The sequence below is a fragment of the Kitasatospora sp. NPDC048540 genome (assembly GCF_040651175.1).
Taxonomy (GTDB): Bacteria; Actinomycetota; Actinomycetes; order Streptomycetales; family Streptomycetaceae; genus Kitasatospora.
Genome location: NZ_JBEZIR010000015.1, coordinates 1 through 17,202 on the forward strand (window position 1 = coordinate 1; position 17,202 = coordinate 17,202).

A 17,202-nucleotide genomic window follows, 5' to 3' on the forward strand; every position below is an offset into this window, starting at 1 on the left:
GCGGCGGTGCCGGAGGACGTGCCCAAGGCGCTGGCGGGGGCGCGGTACGCCGTCTCGGACGGCACGGTGTCCCGTCTTGACCCGTGACCCGGGCGCCGCTGGGGGGGGCAGGGCCATCCGACGGAGGCGCGGGCCCGCGCCGAGGTGTCGCGCGGCCGGCCGGCGTGGGCGCTCCGATAGTGGTGTGGTCCGCTCCGGCGAGTCGCCGGCCAGAGTTTGGGGAGCCGGTCCATGGCCGAGTCGACCGGTCCGCTGCGTGAGAACACGTCCTCCGGCAGCGCCGCGGGGTACTCGGAGCACCGTTGGCGGGCGCTGGCCGGGATGTGCGTGGCGGCGGGCATGGTGTGGCTGTCGTTCGCCGACTTCGGGGTGGCCGTGCCGACGATCTCCCGGGAGCTGAACGTCTCGCTGCCCGACCTGCAGTGGGCCAACAACGCGTTCAGTCTCTCCACCGGTGCGCTGGTGCTGGCCGCCGGGCGGCTCGGTGACGTGTTCGGACGCAAGCGGATGCTGGAGATCGGCCTGGTGGTGATGGGGGCGGTCTCGCTGGCCGCGGCGTTCGCACCGGGGGTCACCGGCATGATCGTCGGCCGGGCGGCGATGGGTGTCGGCGCGGCGCTGATCCTGCCCGCCACGCTGGCGCTGATCCCGCCGATGTTCCCGCCCGAGGAGCAGCCGCGGGCGTTCGGCGCCTGGATGGCGGTCGCCTGGGTCGGCCAGGCGGCCGGGCCGGCCGTCGGCGGTGTGCTGACCGGCACCCTCGGCTGGCGCTCGACCTTCTGGATCAACGCCCCGCTGGCCCTGGTCGGCCTCTGGCTGGTCCGCCGTTCGGCGGTCGAGTCGACCGACCCGAACGCCTCCCGGCACATCGACCTGCCCGGCCTGTTCACCAGTGCGCTGGCGGCGTTCTGCCTGCTGTACGGCTGTACGGCCGGTCAGGAGAAGGGCTTCTCCGACCCGCTGATCATTGCCCTGCTGGCCGGCTCGGTGGTGCTGGCGGCGCTGTTCGTGCTGCTGGAGAAGCGGGTCCGGGATCCGCTGGTCGACCTGCGGCTGTTCTCGTCCCGGCCGTTCTGCGGCGCGCTGGTGGCCAACTCCGTGATGAACATCGTCTTCGCCGGAGTCAGCTTCCTGCTCACCCTGTACCTGCAGCAGGTCCGCGGCTACGGTGCGGTGGCGGCGGGCCTGCTGCTGCTGCCGTCCACCGCGACCATCCTGCTGTTCAACCCGCTGGGCGGCCGGGTGTCCGCCCGGCGGGGGGCCCGGCTGCCGGTGGTGCTCGGGGTGCTGCTGCTGGGGGTCGGGACGCTGATCGTCTCGATCATCGGCCGGGACTACTCGTACGCGGTGCTGGTGGTGGGGCTGCTGGTGCTGGGGGCCGGGCTCGGCCTGATGTCGATCCCGCTGTCCGACACTGCGGTGGCCGGGCCGCCGGAGGAGCTGGCGGGCACCGCGTCCGGGATGTTCAAGGTGACCAGCATGCTCGGCGGCGCGTTCGGGGTCGCTATCACGGTCGCGGTCCAGCAGGCGGTGGAGACCAACCAGGCGGTCGACCGGGCGACGGCCGCCGGGCTGAGCGACTCCCAGGTGCAGGAACTCGGGAACGCGGTCACCGACTCCAAGCTGGCCGACCAGATCCTCTCCTCGGTGGACCAGTCCACCGCCGACGCGATCAACGCGGCCTTCCGCGCCGTGGAGGCCACCGGCGCCGGCCGGGCGATCGCACTGGCCGGCCTGCTGGCCGTGGTGGCCGCGCTGGCCCTCCCCCTGATCTGGCGCCGCCCGAAGGCCCCCGCGGGGGCCTGACGGCGTACGGTCGCGTCTGTCATCCGGACCGCGCCTACGTGTTCGGCCGGCCCGGTGTGTCGGACGGGCGGGCTGCGCTGATCGAGGCCGATCGGCCCTGGGCCGGGTGAGCCGCCGTCGTCGGGTCCGGCAGCAGGACTGTTCGGATGCTGTCGAGGTGGCTGAAGCCGATCCGTTCGTAGACCCGGCGGGCCGGGTTGCCGTCGGTGACGGAGAGCACCAGCGCCGGCGGCGGCCCGTCGACCGCGGCTCGCGCCAGGGCGTACCGCAGGAGCAGGGACCCGAGGCCGCGGAACGGTTCCCCCGGTTCGCGGAAGACGTCGACGAACCCGGGTTCCGGCCGGCCCGGCAGGCCGGTGTTGCCTGTGACGAGTACGGCCGCGACCACCACCGACCCGGCCGAGCGGGCGACGGTGCTGCAGCCGAGCACCGGACCGTAGAGGGTGCCGTCCAGGAGCCCGGTCAGGCGCTCCGGCTGCCCGGGGGCGCGGTCCAGGTGCCCAGGGGGATAGGCGCGCTCCCGGACGGCTGCGAGGTCGGCCGCGCCGACGCCGTCGAGCCCGGCCAGCCGTACCCCGTCCGGTAGTCGGGGGCGGAGCCAGTGGGGCTCCGGATGCTGCCGGTCGAAGTCCCAGCCGTAGAGCCGGGACAGGCGCAGGGTCGGGGCCCGGTCGGCCAGAAGATCGCCGAGCGGCGGCACCGGGGTCGACGCGACCCAGCCGGGCAGGCCGAGCAGGATGGCCTGCGCGGCCCGCCGTACCGTGGTGCGTGGCCGGATGTCGTCCGCCCAGGGCAGGCCCGCCCTGGTGGCGCCCCGCACGAAGTCCGCGGCCGGGCGGCCCGCCTGATCCGTGATCTTCTCCCGGGCGGGTGGGACTGCTCGGTACGGGAGTTCACTCATGGACCGGTTCCCGTCGGTTGTCCTTCGTTGCGGACCCCTGGTGCACGCGCCGGCCGGGTGCGGGCCGGGGACGACTCGCACGTCCCCGACACCCGCCAGCTCCGGTCCCACCTGCGCGGCGATCCGGCGAGGGCGGCCGCGTTTGCAAAGTCCCGCCGGGTCCGCGACGCCGTGCATCCTCCCCCAGCCTTCGGCCGGGCGGGCGCCCACCGCCGCGGCCTGATCCGACGCGACTTTGCAAACGCGCCCTAGGCCTCCGTCCGGTCCCACAGCTGGCTCATGGAGTTGAACCTCAGGAAGGTGAGACCCCCGTCGCCATCGGAGGTCGTCGAGGGCGTGGACGGCGTGCCGAGCAGCCGCTCCAGCTGCTCCGAGTGTTCCCGGAGGTCCCTGACCAGCCCCTCGTGCGGGTCGATGACCGTGTTCAGGTCCGGCACAGTAGTGCTCCTTCCAGCTTGGCCTGATGGAGGTTGCGGCAGTACGCCGTCTCGGTGTGGTCCAGGCGGCCCGACTCGAAGTACTTGTTCGCGGGCCAGTTGCCGCCGCAGACGGCGGCATAGCGGCAGGTCGCGCGGCACCGCGCGACACCGGTGAGGGCTTCGCGCACCCACGGGACCCCGGGGGCGCGGCTGAGGATGTCCGCGAGCCCTTCCCGTAGGACGTTGCCGACGGTGAACGGTCCGTGGACGGGATGCACGTGGCCGGCGAGGTCGGGCGACATGACGGTGACGTCACCGTTGTGGGCGATGGTCGGGATGGCCTCGACCGGTACGCCCCGGACCTGTTCGGCGGTCACCCCGGCCATGACCGCGTCCCAGCAGTTCGCCACGGACTCGAGCTCCCGCAGCCGGACGCTCCGGTCGTCGTGCCACTCGCGGTAGAGCTGGGCGAAGAATTCCGCCCAGCTCTCCCGGTCGGCCGTGGAGTTGCCGTGGTGGACGCCCTTGCGCTCCTCGGGCAGGACACCGAGGGCGCGAGCGCCGACGGATCGGGCATGCGCGTAGACGGCCCGCGCCGACTCCGGGGTGGGAGTGCGGACCACGGACAGCAGATCGAACGGCACTCGGCGCCTGGTCAGCACCGCCAGCCCCGCTTCGATCCGCCGCTCCGCCGGACGGCCCGAGCGAGTGACGCGGTCGGCGTTCATCCCGGCGATCCCGTCCGAGCTCACGCTGACGCGAACCCCGTGCGCCGAGAACAGGTCGCACCAGCGGTCGTCGATCAGCGTGCCGTTGGTCTGGACGCAGTGGACGGTCCCCTGCGGCCACGGAGACCACAGCCGTCCCATCCGCGCCACCCCGACCGCGAGAGGCTCCCCGAGGTGCCACAGCACCTCGACCCGATGCCCGGAGGCGGCCCATCGCCCCGCCTCCTCGGCCACCACCCGGTTGACCTCCGGGTCCAGGTGGCGCACGGTCGCACGATCCGGCAGGTAGCAGTACCGGCAGTCCAGGTTGCAGAAGGTCCCGGGCTGCATCACCAGGGTGGTGGGAGGTAGGTCGAATACGTTTCCCGACATCGGTCGGTACCGCCTCCGGCGAATACGGGTGATCATTGATGTGCCTGCGGCAGACTCGGAACAATGTTCGAGGTGGCCTCATGTGCTGTCAATACTGCACGGTCCGCCGGAATTCGGAATTCGATCGTCCGACCGCGTTGTGCCCTGGACTGCCTTGGCTCCTGGCGGTACCGTCCCCGGACGGGGCGGCCTTGGGGCCGGGGCGATGAACGGGGCGGAACTGTGGAAGATCGCGACACCGGGAATTCGGCCGGGGCCACCAGGAACGCCATGTCCGGCTCTGCGAAAAGCGTTGTCCAGGCCGGTACGGTCACCGGTGGAATTCATTTCCACGCCGCCGATGCGGGATGGCCGCGTCCGCACCAGCTGCCGCCGAGGCCGTCCTGTTTCACCGGCCGGGAGGCGGACATCGCCAAACTCGACGCGCTGCTGTCGACCCGAGGGGGAACAACCAGGTCCACGGCGATCGTGTCCGCTGTCGCCGGCACCGCGGGTGTCGGCAAGACGGCGCTCGCCCTGCACTGGGCACATGCCGTGCGCGACCACTTCCCCGACGGCCAGCTCTACGTGAACCTGCAGGGCTACGGCCCCGGACCGGTGCTGTCGGCGCAGCAGGCGCTCGGCGGCTTCCTACTGGCGCTCGGGGTGGCGCCGGGCAGCGTTCCGCAGGACACCGAGGGGCGCAGCGGGATGTTCAGGACCCTGCTGAGCGACCGTCGGATGCTGGTCGTGCTGGACAACGCCCGCAACGCGGAACAGGTCCGGCCGCTCCTGCCGTCGTCCGACACCTGCCTGGTCCTCGTCACGAGCCGCAGCCAGCTCTCCGGCCTGGTGGCGCGGGAGGGCGTACGCCGCATCGTGCTGGACCTGCTGTCGCCCGAGGAGTCGGTGGAACTGCTCCGGTCGGTCGTGGGGGTGCGGCGGGTCGACGCCGAGCCGGCGGCAGCAGCCCTGCTGGCCAGGCGGTGCGTCCACCTGCCGCTGGCGCTGCGGATCGCCGCCGAGGTGGCGGCGGCCCGTCCGCACGACTCGCTGGCGACGCTCGCCGAGGACCTCGCCGATCACCGGGGACTGGACGCACTCGTCACCTACGACGAGGACGACAGTACGGCGGTCCGGGAGGTGTTCTCCTGGTCGTACCGCAGCCTCTCGCCGTCGACCGCACGCGTGTTCCGCCTGCTCGGACTCCACTGCGGGCCGGACATGGGCCTGAAGGCGGCCGCCGCGCTGACCGGCCTGCCGCCGTCCGAGTTGCTGCGTGCTCTGCTCGTCCTCGTCGGCTCCCACCTCCTGGAGATGCCGTCGCTGAACAGGTTCCGCTTCCACGACCTGCTGCGCGACTACGCTCGCGAACGCGGTCTGGAGGAGGACGCCGACGGCGAACGGGCTGCGGCAGTACGCCGATTGCTCGGCTGGTACCTGTTCCACGCGGAGGAGTCCGGGAGGGTCCTGAACCTCCGCCGGGGTCCGGCGCCGTTCGTCGTCGCGCCCACGGACCGGCCGGACACGCCGGCCATGGTCGCCTTCGGCTCCCGCGGTGCGGCCGTCACCTGGTGCGAGGCCGAGTTCGAGAACCTGCTGGCCGCCCTCGCCCAGGCCGACGAGGAGGGTGCCAGGGACATCACCTGGCAACTTCCGATCGCGCTGCGGTCGTTCTTCCAGCTCCGGCGGCCGACCGCGGACTGGACGGCAGCCAACCTCCGCGCCCTCGAAGCCGCCCGTGACCTCGGCGACGACCGCGCCGAGACCGTGGTCCTCAGCAATCTGGGCGCGAGCTACTGCTACCGGGGGCAGTACGAGGAGTACTACCGGTGCTGCCTGCAGGCGGCGGCCATGTCCCGCCGGCTGGGGTACTTGGAGGCGGGCTCCCTGAACAACCTGGGTGGCGCGCTCATCCACCTCGGGCGGTTCGGCGAGGCGGTGGACTCCCTCACCCAGGCGCTTGCTGCGGCGCGCCGGGACGGTGATCCCTGGCTCGCCGCACACGTCCTGGAGAACCTGGGCCTGGCCTACCAGGGGCTCGACCGTCTCGAGGAGGCCGTGGCGGTGCTGGACGAGGCGTTCGAGATCTTCGTGTCGCTCGACTATGCCTTCGGTCAAGGGCTGGTGACCGACAAGCTGGCCGAAGTCCACCAAGTCCGTGGTGAGTTCGAGGAGGCCGTCGTGGCGGCGCAGCGGGCGTTCGCCCTGCACGCCGAGGCGGGCAACCGGTTGGGGGAGGTCTCCGCGCTGGGCGTCCTGGCCCGGTCGCACGAGAGCCTCGGACGCGTCGCGGACGCCCTCGGTTTCCGGATCCGTGCGCTGGCGGTCCTGGACGAGCTGGGCCACCCGGCCGCGGAGGCGGCGCGCGCCGAACTCGCCCGGCTCCACCCCGGTCACCGGTAGGGCTCACGGGCGCCAGCCGGTCAGGACTGCCGGGTGTCGTACGCCTCGCGGGCCTCGGTGACCGCGCACATCCGGGCCTCCACCCAGTGGGCCAGGCCGGAGACCTGTTCGGCCACCTCGGCGCCGAGCGGGGTGAGGCTGTAGTCGACGCGGGGCGGGATGACCGGGTGGGCGACCCGCAGGACGAAGCCGTCGCGTTCGAGGTTCTGCAGGGTCTGGGCGAGCATCTTCTCGCTCACCCCCGCGACCCGGCGGCGCAGCTCGCTGAACCGGTACCCCCGCTCGAGCAGGGCGACCAGCACCAGCACGCCCCAGCGGCTGGTGACGTGCTCCAGGACTCCGCGGGAGGGGCACATCCGGTCGTAGACGTCCGGCAGCCGCTCCAGCAGTGAGCGTTCTTCCATTACCTCCATGTCAGTACCCTACTTTGAAGTGCGTACTTTCGGAAGGTTAGTGCCCTCCATAAAGTGAGTGGCGAAGCAGAGCGGAACACGAGAACACCTTCCGAGGAGCGCAACATGATCGTCGTCACCGGTGCCACCGGCCAGCTGGGCCGCCTGATCGTCGAGGGCCTGCTGGCCGAGGTCCCCGCCGCCGGGGTCGCGGTCGCCGTCCGCTCGGCGGAGAAGGCCGCCGACTTCGCCGCCCGCGGGGTGGAGGTCCGGGTGGTGGACTACGACCGCCCCGAGACGCTGGCCGGCGCGTTCGCCGAGGGCGACCGGGTGCTGCTGATCTCCGCCAACGAGATCGGCAGGCGCACCCCGCAGCACCGCGCCGTGATCGAGGCCGCCAAGGCCGCCCGGGTCGGCCTGCTGGCGTACACCGGGGTGCTCGGCGGCGACGAGGCGAGCTTCACGCTGGCCGACGAGCACAAGGAGACCGAGGCCGCGATCCGCGCGTCCGGACTGCCCTTCGTCTTCCTGCGCAACGGCTGGTACACCGAGAACTACACCGCGCAGGCCGCCGACGCGGTCGCCCGCGGCGTGGTGGTCGGCAGCAGCGGCGACGGCCGGGTGGCCAGCGCCCCCCGCGCCGACTACGCCGACGCGGCGGTCGCGGTGCTCACCGGCGAGGGCCACGAGAACGCCGTGTACGAGCTGAGCGGTGACGTCGCCTGGAGCTTCTCCGAGTACGCGGCCGCGCTGGCCGAGCACTCCGGCCGCCCGGTGGCGTACCGCGACGTCCCGCCCGCCGAGCACCAGGAGGTGCTGGTCGGCGCCGGTCTGCCGGAGGGCTACGCGGCGGTCTTCGTCGACGTCGACCGGGCGATCGGCCGCGGTGACCTGGCCCGGGCCAACGGCGATCTGGCCCGTCTGATCGGCCGCCCGACCGTCCCGCTCGCCGAGACGGTGAAGGCCGCCCTGGGCGCCTGAGCCGGGACGGCCGCACCTCCGGGAGGGCCGCACCGCCGGGACGGCCGCACCATCAGGGATGTCATGACCAAAGAGTGAGAACGGGGATGACATCCCGCCCTCCCGCCCGCTACCGTCGGTCCGACACCGGTGCGCGCGGGAGGGCAGGCCCAGATGGCAGACGGACGCCGAGGACTCTGGTACGGATTCGCCGCCTACGGGATCTGGGGCGTGTTCCCGCTGTTCTGGCCGCTGCTGGAGCCCGCCGGTGCCGTCGACATCCTGGCCAACCGGATGGTCTGGTCGTTCGTGGCGGTCGCCCTGATGATGCTGGTCCAGCGCCGCTGGGCGTGGATCCGGCCGCTGCTCGCCCAGCCCCGGCGGCTCGCCCTCTCCGCCCTCGCCGCCGCCTTCATCACCGTCAACTGGGGCGTCTACATCTGGGGCGTCAACTCCGGCCACGTGGTCGAGACCAGCCTCGGCTACTTCATCAACCCGCTGGTCACCATCGCCTTCGGAGTCCTGGTACTGCGCGAGCGGTTGCGGCCCGCCCAGTGGGCGGCCGTCGGCATCGGCGCGGCGGCGGTCGTGGTGCTCACCGTCGGTTACGGCCGGCTGCCCTGGATCGCGCTGACCCTGGCGCTGTCCTTCGCCACCTACGGACTGCTGAAGAAGCGGGTCGCCCTCGGCGGGCTGGAGAGCCTCGCGCTGGAGAGCGCCGCGATGTTCCCGTTCGCGCTCGCGTTCCTGGTCTACCTGGCGGCCCGCGGCCAGGGCAGCTTCGGCCGGGTGGTGCCGGGTGAGTACGGCGGGGGCCACTCGGGGCTGCTGATGCTCAGCGGTGTGATCACCGCGGTCCCGCTGATGTTCTTCGGCGCTGCCGCCGTCCGGGTGCCGCTGACCACGCTCGGACTGCTGCAGTACCTGGCGCCGGTGTTCCAGTTCCTGATCGGCGTCGCCGTCTTCCACGAGTCGATGCCGCCCGCCCGCTGGGCCGGTTTCGCCCTGGTCTGGGCAGCGCTGGCGGTGCTCACCGTGGACGCGCTGCGCCGGGTGCGCGCCGACCGCGCCACCCTCGCCCGGGAACGCGCCGCGGCCGGCGCGCAGACGCCCGCGGCCGGCGCGCCTGCGCCCGCGCCCGCCACCGCTCCCGTGCCCGCCGACACCCCGGCCGGGACGCCCACCGCGTCCTGACCCGAGCCCCGGCCCGGCACCGGATCAGCCCCCGGCCGCCCGGACCAGCGCGTCCTGGAACCGCGGTACGTCCCGGTCCGCCAGGAAGACGGTCAGCGCCGCGTCGATCCGCGCACCCCACGCCGCGGAGGCCACCACCCCGTGGGTCAGCGAGCCGACGGCCACACCGTCGCGCCACTGGTCCAGCGACCACCGCGCGTACGGCCCGAACAGCGCCAGGGCCTGCGGCGGCAGGTCGGTCCGGGCCGGGATCGCGCCCTTGGCCCCGTTGAACGCCAGCTGGCCGTCGAGGCTGCCGCACTCGGCGAGCCAGGCCAGCGCGGCCTCCCGGTGCCGCGCGCCCGCCGCCAGCGTGAACGTGTCGCTCATGTACTGGAACACCCCGTCGGTCCCCGGCGCCGCCGCCCAGTCGTAGCCGACCCGCGGCCGCAGCGCCAGCGTCCCGCGCAGGTACGCCTCCGCCCAGTCGCCCATCACCTGGTACCCGGCCTGCCCCGAGGCGACCAGCGCCGTGGCATCCTCCCAGCCGGTCATCGAACGGTCGGCCGGGTTGCTCAGCGCCAGCAGGTCGCGCAGGTCGCGCAGCGCCGCCGCGACCGCCGCCGAGTCCCAGCCGGTACCGCGCCACAGCGCGTCCCAGCCCTGCGGCCCGACCCCCGCCAGCAGCACCGTCTCCCACAGGTGGCGGCAGCTCCAGGAACCGCCGACCGCGAGCCCGACCGGCCCGCTCCGGGCCACCCGGCGCGCGCTGTCGAGCAGCTCCGCGACGGTCCGCGGCGCCGGGTCGGCCCCGGCCCGGGAGAGCACCGCCGGGTTCGACCACAGCATGTTGGTGCGGTGGATGCCGACCGGGACGCCGTAGTAGCCGCCGTCCTCGCCCCGCAGCCGCGGCAGCAGCTCCGCCGGAAAGCGCTCCGCCCAGCCCTGCTGCCGGTAGAGCTGGTCGAGCGGGGCGAGCCTCCCGGCCGTGGCCCGGCCGGCCAGCTCGGCGCCGGCGTGGCACTGGAAGCTGTCCGGCGGATCGCCGGCCGCCAGCCGGCGCTCCAGCTCGGCCTGCGGACCGGCCGCGGCCCGGCTGCTGCGCGCCCCGTTGTAGCAGGCCAGCAGCGGGGCCCGGCCCTTGAAGTCGGCCAGCAGCGCGAGCAGCCCGTTCTGGTCGGCGCCCTCGGTCCACCAGGAGTACAGCTCCAACTGCCCGCTGGGGCCCGGCGCGGAGGCCCGCGCGGCGCCCGCCCTGCCGTACCCGGCCAGCGCGGTGAGCGCCCCTACGGCGGGCACACCGAGCAGGAGCCCCCTACGGGTGATCGGCATGCTGACGGGCTCCCCCGGTCGTGCGGACGTCGGTGGCCGCAGGTCGGTCGGTACGCCGGGCGAACGTCTGCTGCACGCTCGGTGACGACGCCCCATCCCACCCGGCCGGGCCGCGGGCCGTCAAGCCGCGTGGCCGTACGGGCCCGCCGTGCCCGGGCCGGGGCCGGGTGAACATCTCGTTTCCGGATCTCCTCAAGCGGAGCACTCTGCTGCTAACGTCCGGGGTGCCACGGGTGGTTCACCCGCGGCTGTCGCCGGGCATCCAGCTCGGCACCGTGCCCTGGGGCCCGCAGGAGGGCTTGCGATGGTCGACCTCACGCGGCGGATCAGCCGCCCCTCGCGCCGGGCCGTCCGCCCGGGAGCCGTCGCGGACCCGGTCCGGGTCCCCGCCGTACGGCGCGATCCCGCCAGCGCGGAGACCGGGGAGCTGGTGCTCACCCAGGGCCCGCCCGGCGGACCGACGACCATCCAGTGGCAGCGCCCCGGCTGTCCGACGATCACCCTGGCACCGCCGTACCGGCTGGACCGGGTCGACCTCAAGGGTTCCTACCGGGCCCGGCTGCACGGGCTGACCGCCGGGGTCCGGCTGGTCTGCCCGGACTGGTCGCCGCTGTTCCTGGTCGCCCCCGCCCAACTGGCGCTGCTGGCCTGCGCCGCAGCGACCTCCCGGCTGCCGCCGCACGCCTGACCGGCCCGTACGCCTGACCGGCCCGGGCGCCGGCGCTACGCCGTGATGTCCCGGGACGCGAACCGCGCCCACGCCGCCGAGCCGAACACGGCCACGTACACCGCCTGCAGGCCGAGGTTGTCCAGCACGTTGTCCCAGTACATCGGGGTGCGCAGGAGATCGCCGAAGCTCAGCCAGCCGTGCGTGAACAGGTACGGCTGCACCGCGTGCAACTGCGGGAAACTGTCCAGGATCTGCACCGTGATCACCAGCACCACGGTGGTCGCCATCGCGGCGATCCCACTGCCCGTCAGGGTGGAGACGAACAGGCCGATCGCGACCAGCCCGGCCAGCGAGGCCGCCACCACCGCGGCCACCAGCAGCGCCCGCAGCAGCGCGGCGCCCGGCCCGATCGCGTCCCCGGACAGCAGGGTGACCTCGCCCATCGGGAACAGCGCGGCGCCGGTCGCCAGCGCCGACAGGGCGACCACGGCGGTGGCCACCGCGCAGTACACCAGCGCCGCCGTGAACTTGGCGGCCAGCAGCCTGGTCCGCCCGGCGGGCGCGACCAGCATGTAGCGCAGCGTCCCGGCGCTCGCCTCACCCGCGACCGCGTCGCCCGCCACCACCCCGACCGACATCGGCAGGAACACCGGCAGGGTCAGCGCGAGAGCGGTGAAGACCAGGAAGAGCCCGTTCTGGGTCACCTGGGCGACGAAGGCCGGACCCCCGCCGCCGCTCTCACCGCCGGTCTCGACCCGCACCACCACGCCGATCAGTACCGGCAGCGCCGCCAGGATGGAGAGCAGGGCGAGCGTCCGGGCCCGCCGGAAGGTCAGGCCCACCTCGCTGCGGAACAGCGCCAGGAAACCCGCCGCCGTCTGCGGCCGGACCCCGGCCCGGACCCCGGCCCGGACCACCGCCCCGGACACCGCCCGCTCCGGCGCCACCCGCTCCGGCGCCATCTCCTCCGGCGACACCTCAGCCCGCGACATCGAATCCCTCCCCGGTCAGCGCCACGAAGGCGTCCTCCAGCGTGCCGCGCTCCACCCCGAAGCCGTGCACCCGAACCCCGGCCCCCACCAGCGCGGCGCACAGCTCCGCCAGTACCTGCTCGCCGAACTCGGCGGTGCCCTCCACCCGGCCGTCCCCGGCCCGGACCTCCGCCACCCGGTGCGCGGCCAGCACCTTCGCCGCCTGCTCCACGTCCGGGGTACGGACCACCAGCCGGCCCTGCGCCCGGGCGGCCAGCTCGGCCACCGTGCCCTGGACCAGCAGCCGGCCCCGGGACATCACCGCCGCATGGGAGCAGACCTGCTCGATCTCGTCCAGCAGGTGGGAGGAGAGGAACACCGTGGTGCCCTCCGCCGCGACCTCCCGCACCAGCGCCCGGATCTCCCGCATGCCCTGCGGGTCCAGCCCGTTGGTGGGCTCGTCCAGCACCAGCAGCTCACGCGGCACCAGCAGGGCCGACGCCAGCCCCAGGCGCTGCTTCATGCCGAGCGAGTACGCCTTGGCCTTCTTGCCGGCCGCCGCCGTCAGCCCGACCCGCTCCAGCGCCTCGCCGACCCGGCGCCTGCGGGTGGCCGGGTCGGCGGTCGGGTCGGCCGCGTCGAACCGCGCCAGGTTGTCCCGGCCGGAGAGGAAGCCGTACAGGGCCGGGCCCTCGATCAGCGCGCCGACCCTGGGCAGGACCCGGCCGGCCGACTGCGGCATCTGCCCGCCGAGCACCGTCGCCACGCCGGCGGTGGGCGCGATCAGGCCCATCAGCATCCGGATGGTGGTGGTCTTGCCGGAACCGTTGGGCCCGAGGAAGCCGAAGACACTGCCCCGGGGGACCGTCAGGTCCAGCCCGTCGACGGCGAGCTGGCCGCCGCCGAACCGCTTGGTCAGTCCGCGGGTGCGGATCACGTCGTCGGCGGCGGAAGGGGCCGGGCCGCCCTCGGCAGCCCGGCCCGTCGACCGCTCCGTCACCGGAGAGGCCACCTACTTCACCCCGGCCGCGCTCTGCAGCACCGGCAGCGTCACGGCACCCGCGAAGACCCGGCCGTCATCGGTGACCAGCACGTTCAGCAGCCGGGTGCTGATCAGCGAACCGCCGCCGACCGGCTTGCCCAGCGACTTCACCAGCGCGAGCGGGTTGTCCGGCCCGCCCTTGCCGTGGCCGCGGGCGTCCTGGCCGGCCCCGGCCGACGGGCCGCCCTCGGGCAGCCGGGTGGAGAGCACCGCCGTCCACCCCTCCCCGACCACGTTGACTCCGGGGTCCCCGCCCGGCCGGGCGGGCTCGGCCTTCCCACGCGCGGCCCCGGCAGCCTCGGCGGCCTCGGCGGCGCCCGCGGGCGCACCCGCCGCGGCGTCCCGGCCCTCCGTCACCTTGGCGCCCTTCGGCGCGCTGAACTCGAAGGTCTTCGCGGCCGGGGTGGCGAACGACACCGAGCTGAAGTGCGCGTCCAGCACCGGGCTGCCGCCACCGGCGACCTGCACCAGCACCCCGAGCGGCACCCCGTGCTCCGCGTCGACCGCGATCCGTACCTCACGGACGGTCGAGCCGGCCTGGGTGGGCTTCACGCTCAGCTTGTACGCGGCGCGCCCGGCGACCTCGACGGTGCCGTCCACCGTCACCGAGGTGGTGCCTGCACCCGCCGCCAGGACCTGCTTCGCCAGCTCCTGCGGCGTCAGCGAGCCCGCCCCGAGCGGAGCCCCGGCCGCCCGGCCGTGCCCGGCGTCCTTCGGCAGCACCACGTGGTGCGCCTCGTTGGCCTTGCTGTCCCAGGCCCAGAGCTGGTCGCCGTTGTGCACCACCTCGTAGCCGCCCAGCTCGCCGACCAGGCCGAGCCGCTGCCGGTCCGGCCCGTCCGCGGCCACCTGCAGGGTGTGCTCGCCGCCGAGCAGTTCGAGCGCCTTCGCCTGCGGCGACGCGCCGCCGCCCCCGGCCGCGCCCAGCAGCTGGGACGGCACCCCGAGATCGGCCTTGACCTTCACCGTACCGCTGAACGCGTCGGTCTCACTGCCCAGCACCTTCGCCACCAGCTGCTCGGCGCTGACCGCCGGCAGGTTCGGCGCGGAGTCGCTGGCCAGCGCGGGCACCAGCCCGGCACCGGCCGCGACCACGGCCCCGACGGCCACGGGCACCAGTACCCGTCCCACCGTGCGGCGCCGCGTGCGGTACGGCGTGTCCTGATCCACCATGTTCTCCCACCCTCGGTAGCTGCTGTTGCCCTACCCATTAGAGGTCCTGCGACCCGCCCCGGGCATCGCTCCACAGGCTCAGATCGGCGTACGCCTGGCGACCCACCCGACCCTGAGTCCGGGTCAGGGTCGGATCCTCCTGCGGTCTGACGGCTCGCGTATCGTCACCCCATGGACGCAACGGACGCCCCTCGGCCCGAACCCCGGCCCGCCCCCACCGCCAACTCGATGCGCCGGGCGCTGCGCCGGGCCCGGGACGGCGTCGCGCTGGATCCGGGCGAGGCCGCGGTGCTGCTCCAGGCCAGGGGCGAGGACCTGCGGGACCTGTGCGCCGGGGCGGCCCGGGTCCGGGACGCCGGGCTCGCCGAGGCCGGGCGGCCCGGGGTGATCACGTACTCCAAGAAGGTGTTCATCCCGCTCACCCGGCTGTGCCGGGACCGCTGCCACTACTGCACCTTCGTCACCGTGCCGGGCAAGCTGAAGCGGGCCGGGCACGGCATGTTCCTCTCCCCGGACGAGGTACTGGAGATCGCCCGTCAGGGTGCATCCCTGGGCTGCAAGGAGGCCCTGTTCACGCTCGGCGACCGGCCCGAGGACCGCTGGCCCGAGGCCCGCGAGTGGCTGGACGCGCACGGGTACGACGACACCCTCGCCTATGTGCGGGCGATGGCGGTGCGGGTGCTGGAGGAGACCGGCCTGCTTCCCCACCTCAACCCCGGGGTGCTGAGCTGGACCGACTTCCAGCGGCTCAAGCCGGTCGCCCCGTCCATGGGCATGATGCTGGAGACCACCGCGACCCGGCTGTGGTCCGAGCCCGGCGGTCCGCACCACGGCTCGCCGGACAAGGAGCCGGCCGTACGGCTGCGGGTGCTGGAGGACGCGGGCCGCAGCGCCGTCCCCTTCACCACCGGGGTGCTGATCGGCATCGGCGAGACGTACGAGGAGCGGGCCGACGCGCTGTTCGCGATCCGGCGGATCTCCCGGCAGTACCACGGCGTCCAGGAAGTGATCGTGCAGAACTTCCGGGCCAAGCCGGACACCGCGATGCGCGCCATGCCGGACGCCGAACTGTCCGAACTGGCCGCCGCCATCGCGGTGACCCGGCTGGTGCTCGGACCCGCCGCCCGGATCCAGGCACCGCCGAACCTGGTCGACGAGCAGTACCCGCTGATCATCGGCGCGGGCATCGACGACTGGGGCGGCGTCTCCCCGCTGACCCCCGACCACGTCAACCCCGAGCGGCCCTGGCCGCACATCGAGGAGCTGGCCGCCCGCACCGCCGCGGAGGGCTTCGAGCTGCGCGAGCGGCTCACCGTGTACCCCGAGTACCTGCTGCGCGGCGAGCCCTGGCTGGACCCGCGGATCATGCCGCACGTCCGGGCACTGGCCGACCCGGAGACCGGGCTGGCCCGGCCGGACGCCTTCCCCGCCGGGCTGCCCTGGCAGGAGCCGGAGGACCTGCCCGCCTCGTACGGGCGCACCGACCTGCACCGCACCATCGACACCGAGGGGCGGACGGGGGACCGGCGGGCGGACTTCGACGAGGTGTACGGGGACTGGGAGGCGCTGCGCGAACAGGTCGCCGCGAGCGCCCCCGAGCGGCTGGCGGGCGACCTGCGCGAGGCGCTGGCCGTCGCCGCCGACGACCCCACCCGGCTGACGGACGAGCAGGCCCTCGCCCTGTTCCACGCCGACGGCCCGGCCCTGGACGCGCTCTGCCGGATCGCCGACGACGTGCGCCGCTCCGCGGTCGGCGAGGAGGTCACCTACTGCGTCACCCGGAACATCAACTTCACCAACGTCTGCTACACCGGCTGCCGGTTCTGCGCCTTCGCCCAGCGCCGCACCGACGCCGACGCCTACACCCTCTCGCTGGAACAGGTCGCCGACCGGGCCGAGCAGGCCTGGGAGGTCGGCGCCACCGAGGTCTGCATGCAGGGCGGCATCCACCCGGACCTGCCCGGCACGGCCTACTTCGACATCGCCCGCGCCGTGAAGGCCCGGGTGCCGGGCATCCACGTGCACGCCTTCTCCCCGATGGAGGTGGTCAACGGCGCGACCAGGACCGGGCTGTCGATCCGCGACTGGCTCCAGCAGGCCAAGGAGGCCGGCCTCGACAGCATCCCCGGCACGGCCGCCGAGATCCTCGACGACGAGGTCCGCTGGGTGCTCACCAAGGGCAAACTCCCCGCCGCCACCTGGGTGGAGGTGGTCTCCACCGCCCACGAGCTGGGCCTGCGCTCGTCCTCGACCATGATGTACGGCCACGTCGACACCCCGGCGCACTGGCTCGGCCACCTGCGGCTGCTCGCCCGGATCCAGCAACGCACCGGCGGGTTCACCGAGTTCGTCACGCTGCCGTTCATCCACACCAACGCCCCGGTGTACCTGGCCGGCATCGCCCGGCCGGGCCCGACCGCGCGCGACAACCGGGCCGTGGTGGCGATGGCCCGGCTGCTGCTGCACCCGCACATCCCCAACATCCAGACCAGCTGGGTGAAGCTGGGCGCCGAGGGCGCCGCCGAGATGCTCCGCTCCGGCGCCAACGACCTCGGCGGCACCCTGATGGAGGAGACCATCTCCCGGATGGCCGGATCCCGGTACGGCAGCTACAAGTCGGTCCGGGAGCTGCAGTCGATCGCGGAGGCGGCCGGCCGGCCGCACCGCCAGCGCACCACCACCTACGGCGAGGTGCCCGCCGAACGCCGCGCCGCCGCGCTCGCCTCCGACGGACACCTGCCGGAGCTGCTGCCGGTCCTGGACTGACCGCCGGGGAACGCCCGGGCCCGCCGCCCCACGGCCCTCGGCCGGACGGCGTGCCGTGGGGCGTCCTGTGGGGCGTCCTGTGGGGCGGCGCTCAGCCGGACGGCGGCCCGTG

14 protein-coding genes are annotated in these 17,202 nt (G+C 74.0%); 6 read left to right on the plus strand and 8 right to left on the minus strand.

Features of this window, described 5'->3' with window-relative positions; translation table 11 throughout:
* Positions 1-231: 231 nt before the first annotated feature.
* Positions 232-1,806: an MFS transporter gene (locus AB0D08_RS08850; RefSeq protein ID WP_082526820.1), complete on the plus strand. Its 1,575-nt coding sequence runs from the start codon at positions 232-234 to the stop codon at positions 1,804-1,806.
* 34 nt (positions 1,807-1,840) lie between these two features.
* Here AB0D08_RS08850 and AB0D08_RS08855 read toward each other — a convergent pair whose 3' ends face one another.
* The 3 genes from AB0D08_RS08855 to AB0D08_RS08865 form a co-directional block, all read right to left on the minus strand.
* Positions 1,841-2,707: a hypothetical protein gene (locus tag AB0D08_RS08855; protein ID WP_359887163.1), complete on the minus strand. Its 867-nt coding sequence runs from the start codon at positions 2,705-2,707 to the stop codon at positions 1,841-1,843.
* A 248-nt stretch (positions 2,708-2,955) separates the two neighbouring features.
* The gene (locus AB0D08_RS08860) at positions 2,956-3,144 is read right to left on the minus strand and encodes a hypothetical protein (protein WP_033822560.1); all 189 of its coding nucleotides are present in this window, start codon (positions 3,142-3,144) and stop codon (positions 2,956-2,958) included.
* On the minus strand, positions 3,132-4,226 hold the full coding sequence (locus AB0D08_RS08865) for a radical SAM protein (protein ID WP_063794437.1): 1,095 nt from the start codon (positions 4,224-4,226) through the stop codon (positions 3,132-3,134). The genes AB0D08_RS08860 and AB0D08_RS08865 overlap by 13 nt, the downstream gene beginning before the upstream one ends.
* Before the next feature lie 468 nt (positions 4,227-4,694).
* Here AB0D08_RS08865 and AB0D08_RS08870 point away from each other — a divergent pair, with 468 nt between their 5' ends.
* Positions 4,695-6,611 carry a tetratricopeptide repeat protein gene (locus AB0D08_RS08870; RefSeq protein WP_051813305.1) on the plus strand — a complete coding sequence of 639 codons (1,917 nt, stop codon included), beginning with the start codon at positions 4,695-4,697 and terminating at the stop codon, positions 6,609-6,611.
* Positions 6,612-6,631: 20 nt separating this feature from the next.
* On the opposite strand, the gene AB0D08_RS08875 is transcribed toward AB0D08_RS08870, so the two are convergent.
* Positions 6,632-7,015 (minus strand): helix-turn-helix domain-containing protein, encoded by a 384-nt coding sequence (locus AB0D08_RS08875; RefSeq protein WP_082526819.1) that lies wholly within the window; start codon positions 7,013-7,015, stop codon positions 6,632-6,634.
* 114 nt (positions 7,016-7,129) lie between these two features.
* Here AB0D08_RS08875 and AB0D08_RS08880 point away from each other — a divergent pair, with 114 nt between their 5' ends.
* Together AB0D08_RS08880 and rarD are read left to right on the plus strand one after the other, a co-directional pair.
* Positions 7,130-7,984, plus strand: a complete 855-nt coding sequence (locus AB0D08_RS08880; RefSeq protein WP_033822556.1) for an SDR family oxidoreductase — start codon at positions 7,130-7,132, stop codon at positions 7,982-7,984.
* Between the two features lie 153 nt (positions 7,985-8,137).
* Entirely contained in the window at positions 8,138-9,157 is a 1,020-nt protein-coding gene (gene rarD / locus AB0D08_RS08885) for an EamA family transporter RarD (protein WP_359887167.1), read from the plus strand.
* 24 nt (positions 9,158-9,181) lie between these two features.
* Here rarD and AB0D08_RS08890 read toward each other — a convergent pair whose 3' ends face one another.
* Complete coding sequence (locus tag AB0D08_RS08890; protein ID WP_359887170.1) at positions 9,182-10,468, minus strand: ABC transporter substrate-binding protein; 1,287 nt, start codon at positions 10,466-10,468, stop codon at positions 9,182-9,184.
* A 304-nt stretch (positions 10,469-10,772) separates the two neighbouring features.
* Here AB0D08_RS08890 and AB0D08_RS08895 point away from each other — a divergent pair, with 304 nt between their 5' ends.
* Positions 10,773-11,156, plus strand: coding sequence for a hypothetical protein (locus AB0D08_RS08895; protein ID WP_033821253.1), 384 nt, complete (start codon positions 10,773-10,775; stop codon positions 11,154-11,156).
* A 35-nt stretch (positions 11,157-11,191) separates the two neighbouring features.
* Here AB0D08_RS08895 and AB0D08_RS08900 read toward each other — a convergent pair whose 3' ends face one another.
* The 3 genes from AB0D08_RS08900 to AB0D08_RS08910 form a co-directional block, all read right to left on the minus strand.
* Positions 11,192-12,130 carry an ABC transporter permease gene (locus tag AB0D08_RS08900; protein WP_359887173.1) on the minus strand — a complete coding sequence of 313 codons (939 nt, stop codon included), beginning with the start codon at positions 12,128-12,130 and terminating at the stop codon, positions 11,192-11,194.
* Entirely contained in the window at positions 12,117-13,046 is a 930-nt protein-coding gene (locus AB0D08_RS08905) for an ABC transporter ATP-binding protein (RefSeq protein ID WP_233289083.1), read from the minus strand. Before AB0D08_RS08905 ends, AB0D08_RS08900 begins: the two co-directional genes overlap by 14 nt.
* A gap of 75 nt (positions 13,047-13,121) precedes the next feature.
* Positions 13,122-14,324, minus strand: a complete 1,203-nt coding sequence (locus AB0D08_RS08910) for a hypothetical protein (protein ID WP_033821256.1) — start codon at positions 14,322-14,324, stop codon at positions 13,122-13,124.
* 171 nt (positions 14,325-14,495) lie between these two features.
* On the opposite strand from AB0D08_RS08910, the gene AB0D08_RS08915 reads away from it, so the two are divergent.
* Positions 14,496-17,090 carry a bifunctional FO biosynthesis protein CofGH gene (locus AB0D08_RS08915; protein WP_082526630.1) on the plus strand — a complete coding sequence of 865 codons (2,595 nt, stop codon included), beginning with the start codon at positions 14,496-14,498 and terminating at the stop codon, positions 17,088-17,090.
* Positions 17,091-17,202 lie beyond the last annotated feature (112 nt).

What these genes read in the sequence shown, in the direction of transcription:
- AB0D08_RS08850 (WP_082526820.1), top strand. Translation starts at nt 232, where the DNA reads ATGGCCGAGTCGACCGGTCCGCTGCGTGAGAACACGTCCTCCGGCAGC.
- AB0D08_RS08855 (WP_359887163.1), bottom strand. Translation starts at nt 2,707, where the DNA reads ATGAGTGAACTCCCGTACCGAGCAGTCCCACCCGCCCGGGAGAAGATC.
- AB0D08_RS08865 (WP_063794437.1), bottom strand. Translation starts at nt 4,226, where the DNA reads ATGTCGGGAAACGTATTCGACCTACCTCCCACCACCCTGGTGATGCAG.
- AB0D08_RS08875 (WP_082526819.1), bottom strand. Translation starts at nt 7,015, where the DNA reads ATGGAAGAACGCTCACTGCTGGAGCGGCTGCCGGACGTCTACGACCGG.
- AB0D08_RS08880 (WP_033822556.1), top strand. Translation starts at nt 7,130, where the DNA reads ATGATCGTCGTCACCGGTGCCACCGGCCAGCTGGGCCGCCTGATCGTC.
- rarD (WP_359887167.1), top strand. Translation starts at nt 8,138, where the DNA reads ATGGCAGACGGACGCCGAGGACTCTGGTACGGATTCGCCGCCTACGGG.
- AB0D08_RS08890 (WP_359887170.1), bottom strand. Translation starts at nt 10,468, where the DNA reads ATGCCGATCACCCGTAGGGGGCTCCTGCTCGGTGTGCCCGCCGTAGGG.
- AB0D08_RS08895 (WP_033821253.1), top strand. Translation starts at nt 10,773, where the DNA reads ATGGTCGACCTCACGCGGCGGATCAGCCGCCCCTCGCGCCGGGCCGTC.
- AB0D08_RS08900 (WP_359887173.1), bottom strand. Translation starts at nt 12,130, where the DNA reads ATGTCGCGGGCTGAGGTGTCGCCGGAGGAGATGGCGCCGGAGCGGGTG.
- AB0D08_RS08910 (WP_033821256.1), bottom strand. Translation starts at nt 14,324, where the DNA reads ATGGTGGATCAGGACACGCCGTACCGCACGCGGCGCCGCACGGTGGGA.
- AB0D08_RS08915 (WP_082526630.1), top strand. Translation starts at nt 14,496, where the DNA reads ATGGACGCAACGGACGCCCCTCGGCCCGAACCCCGGCCCGCCCCCACC.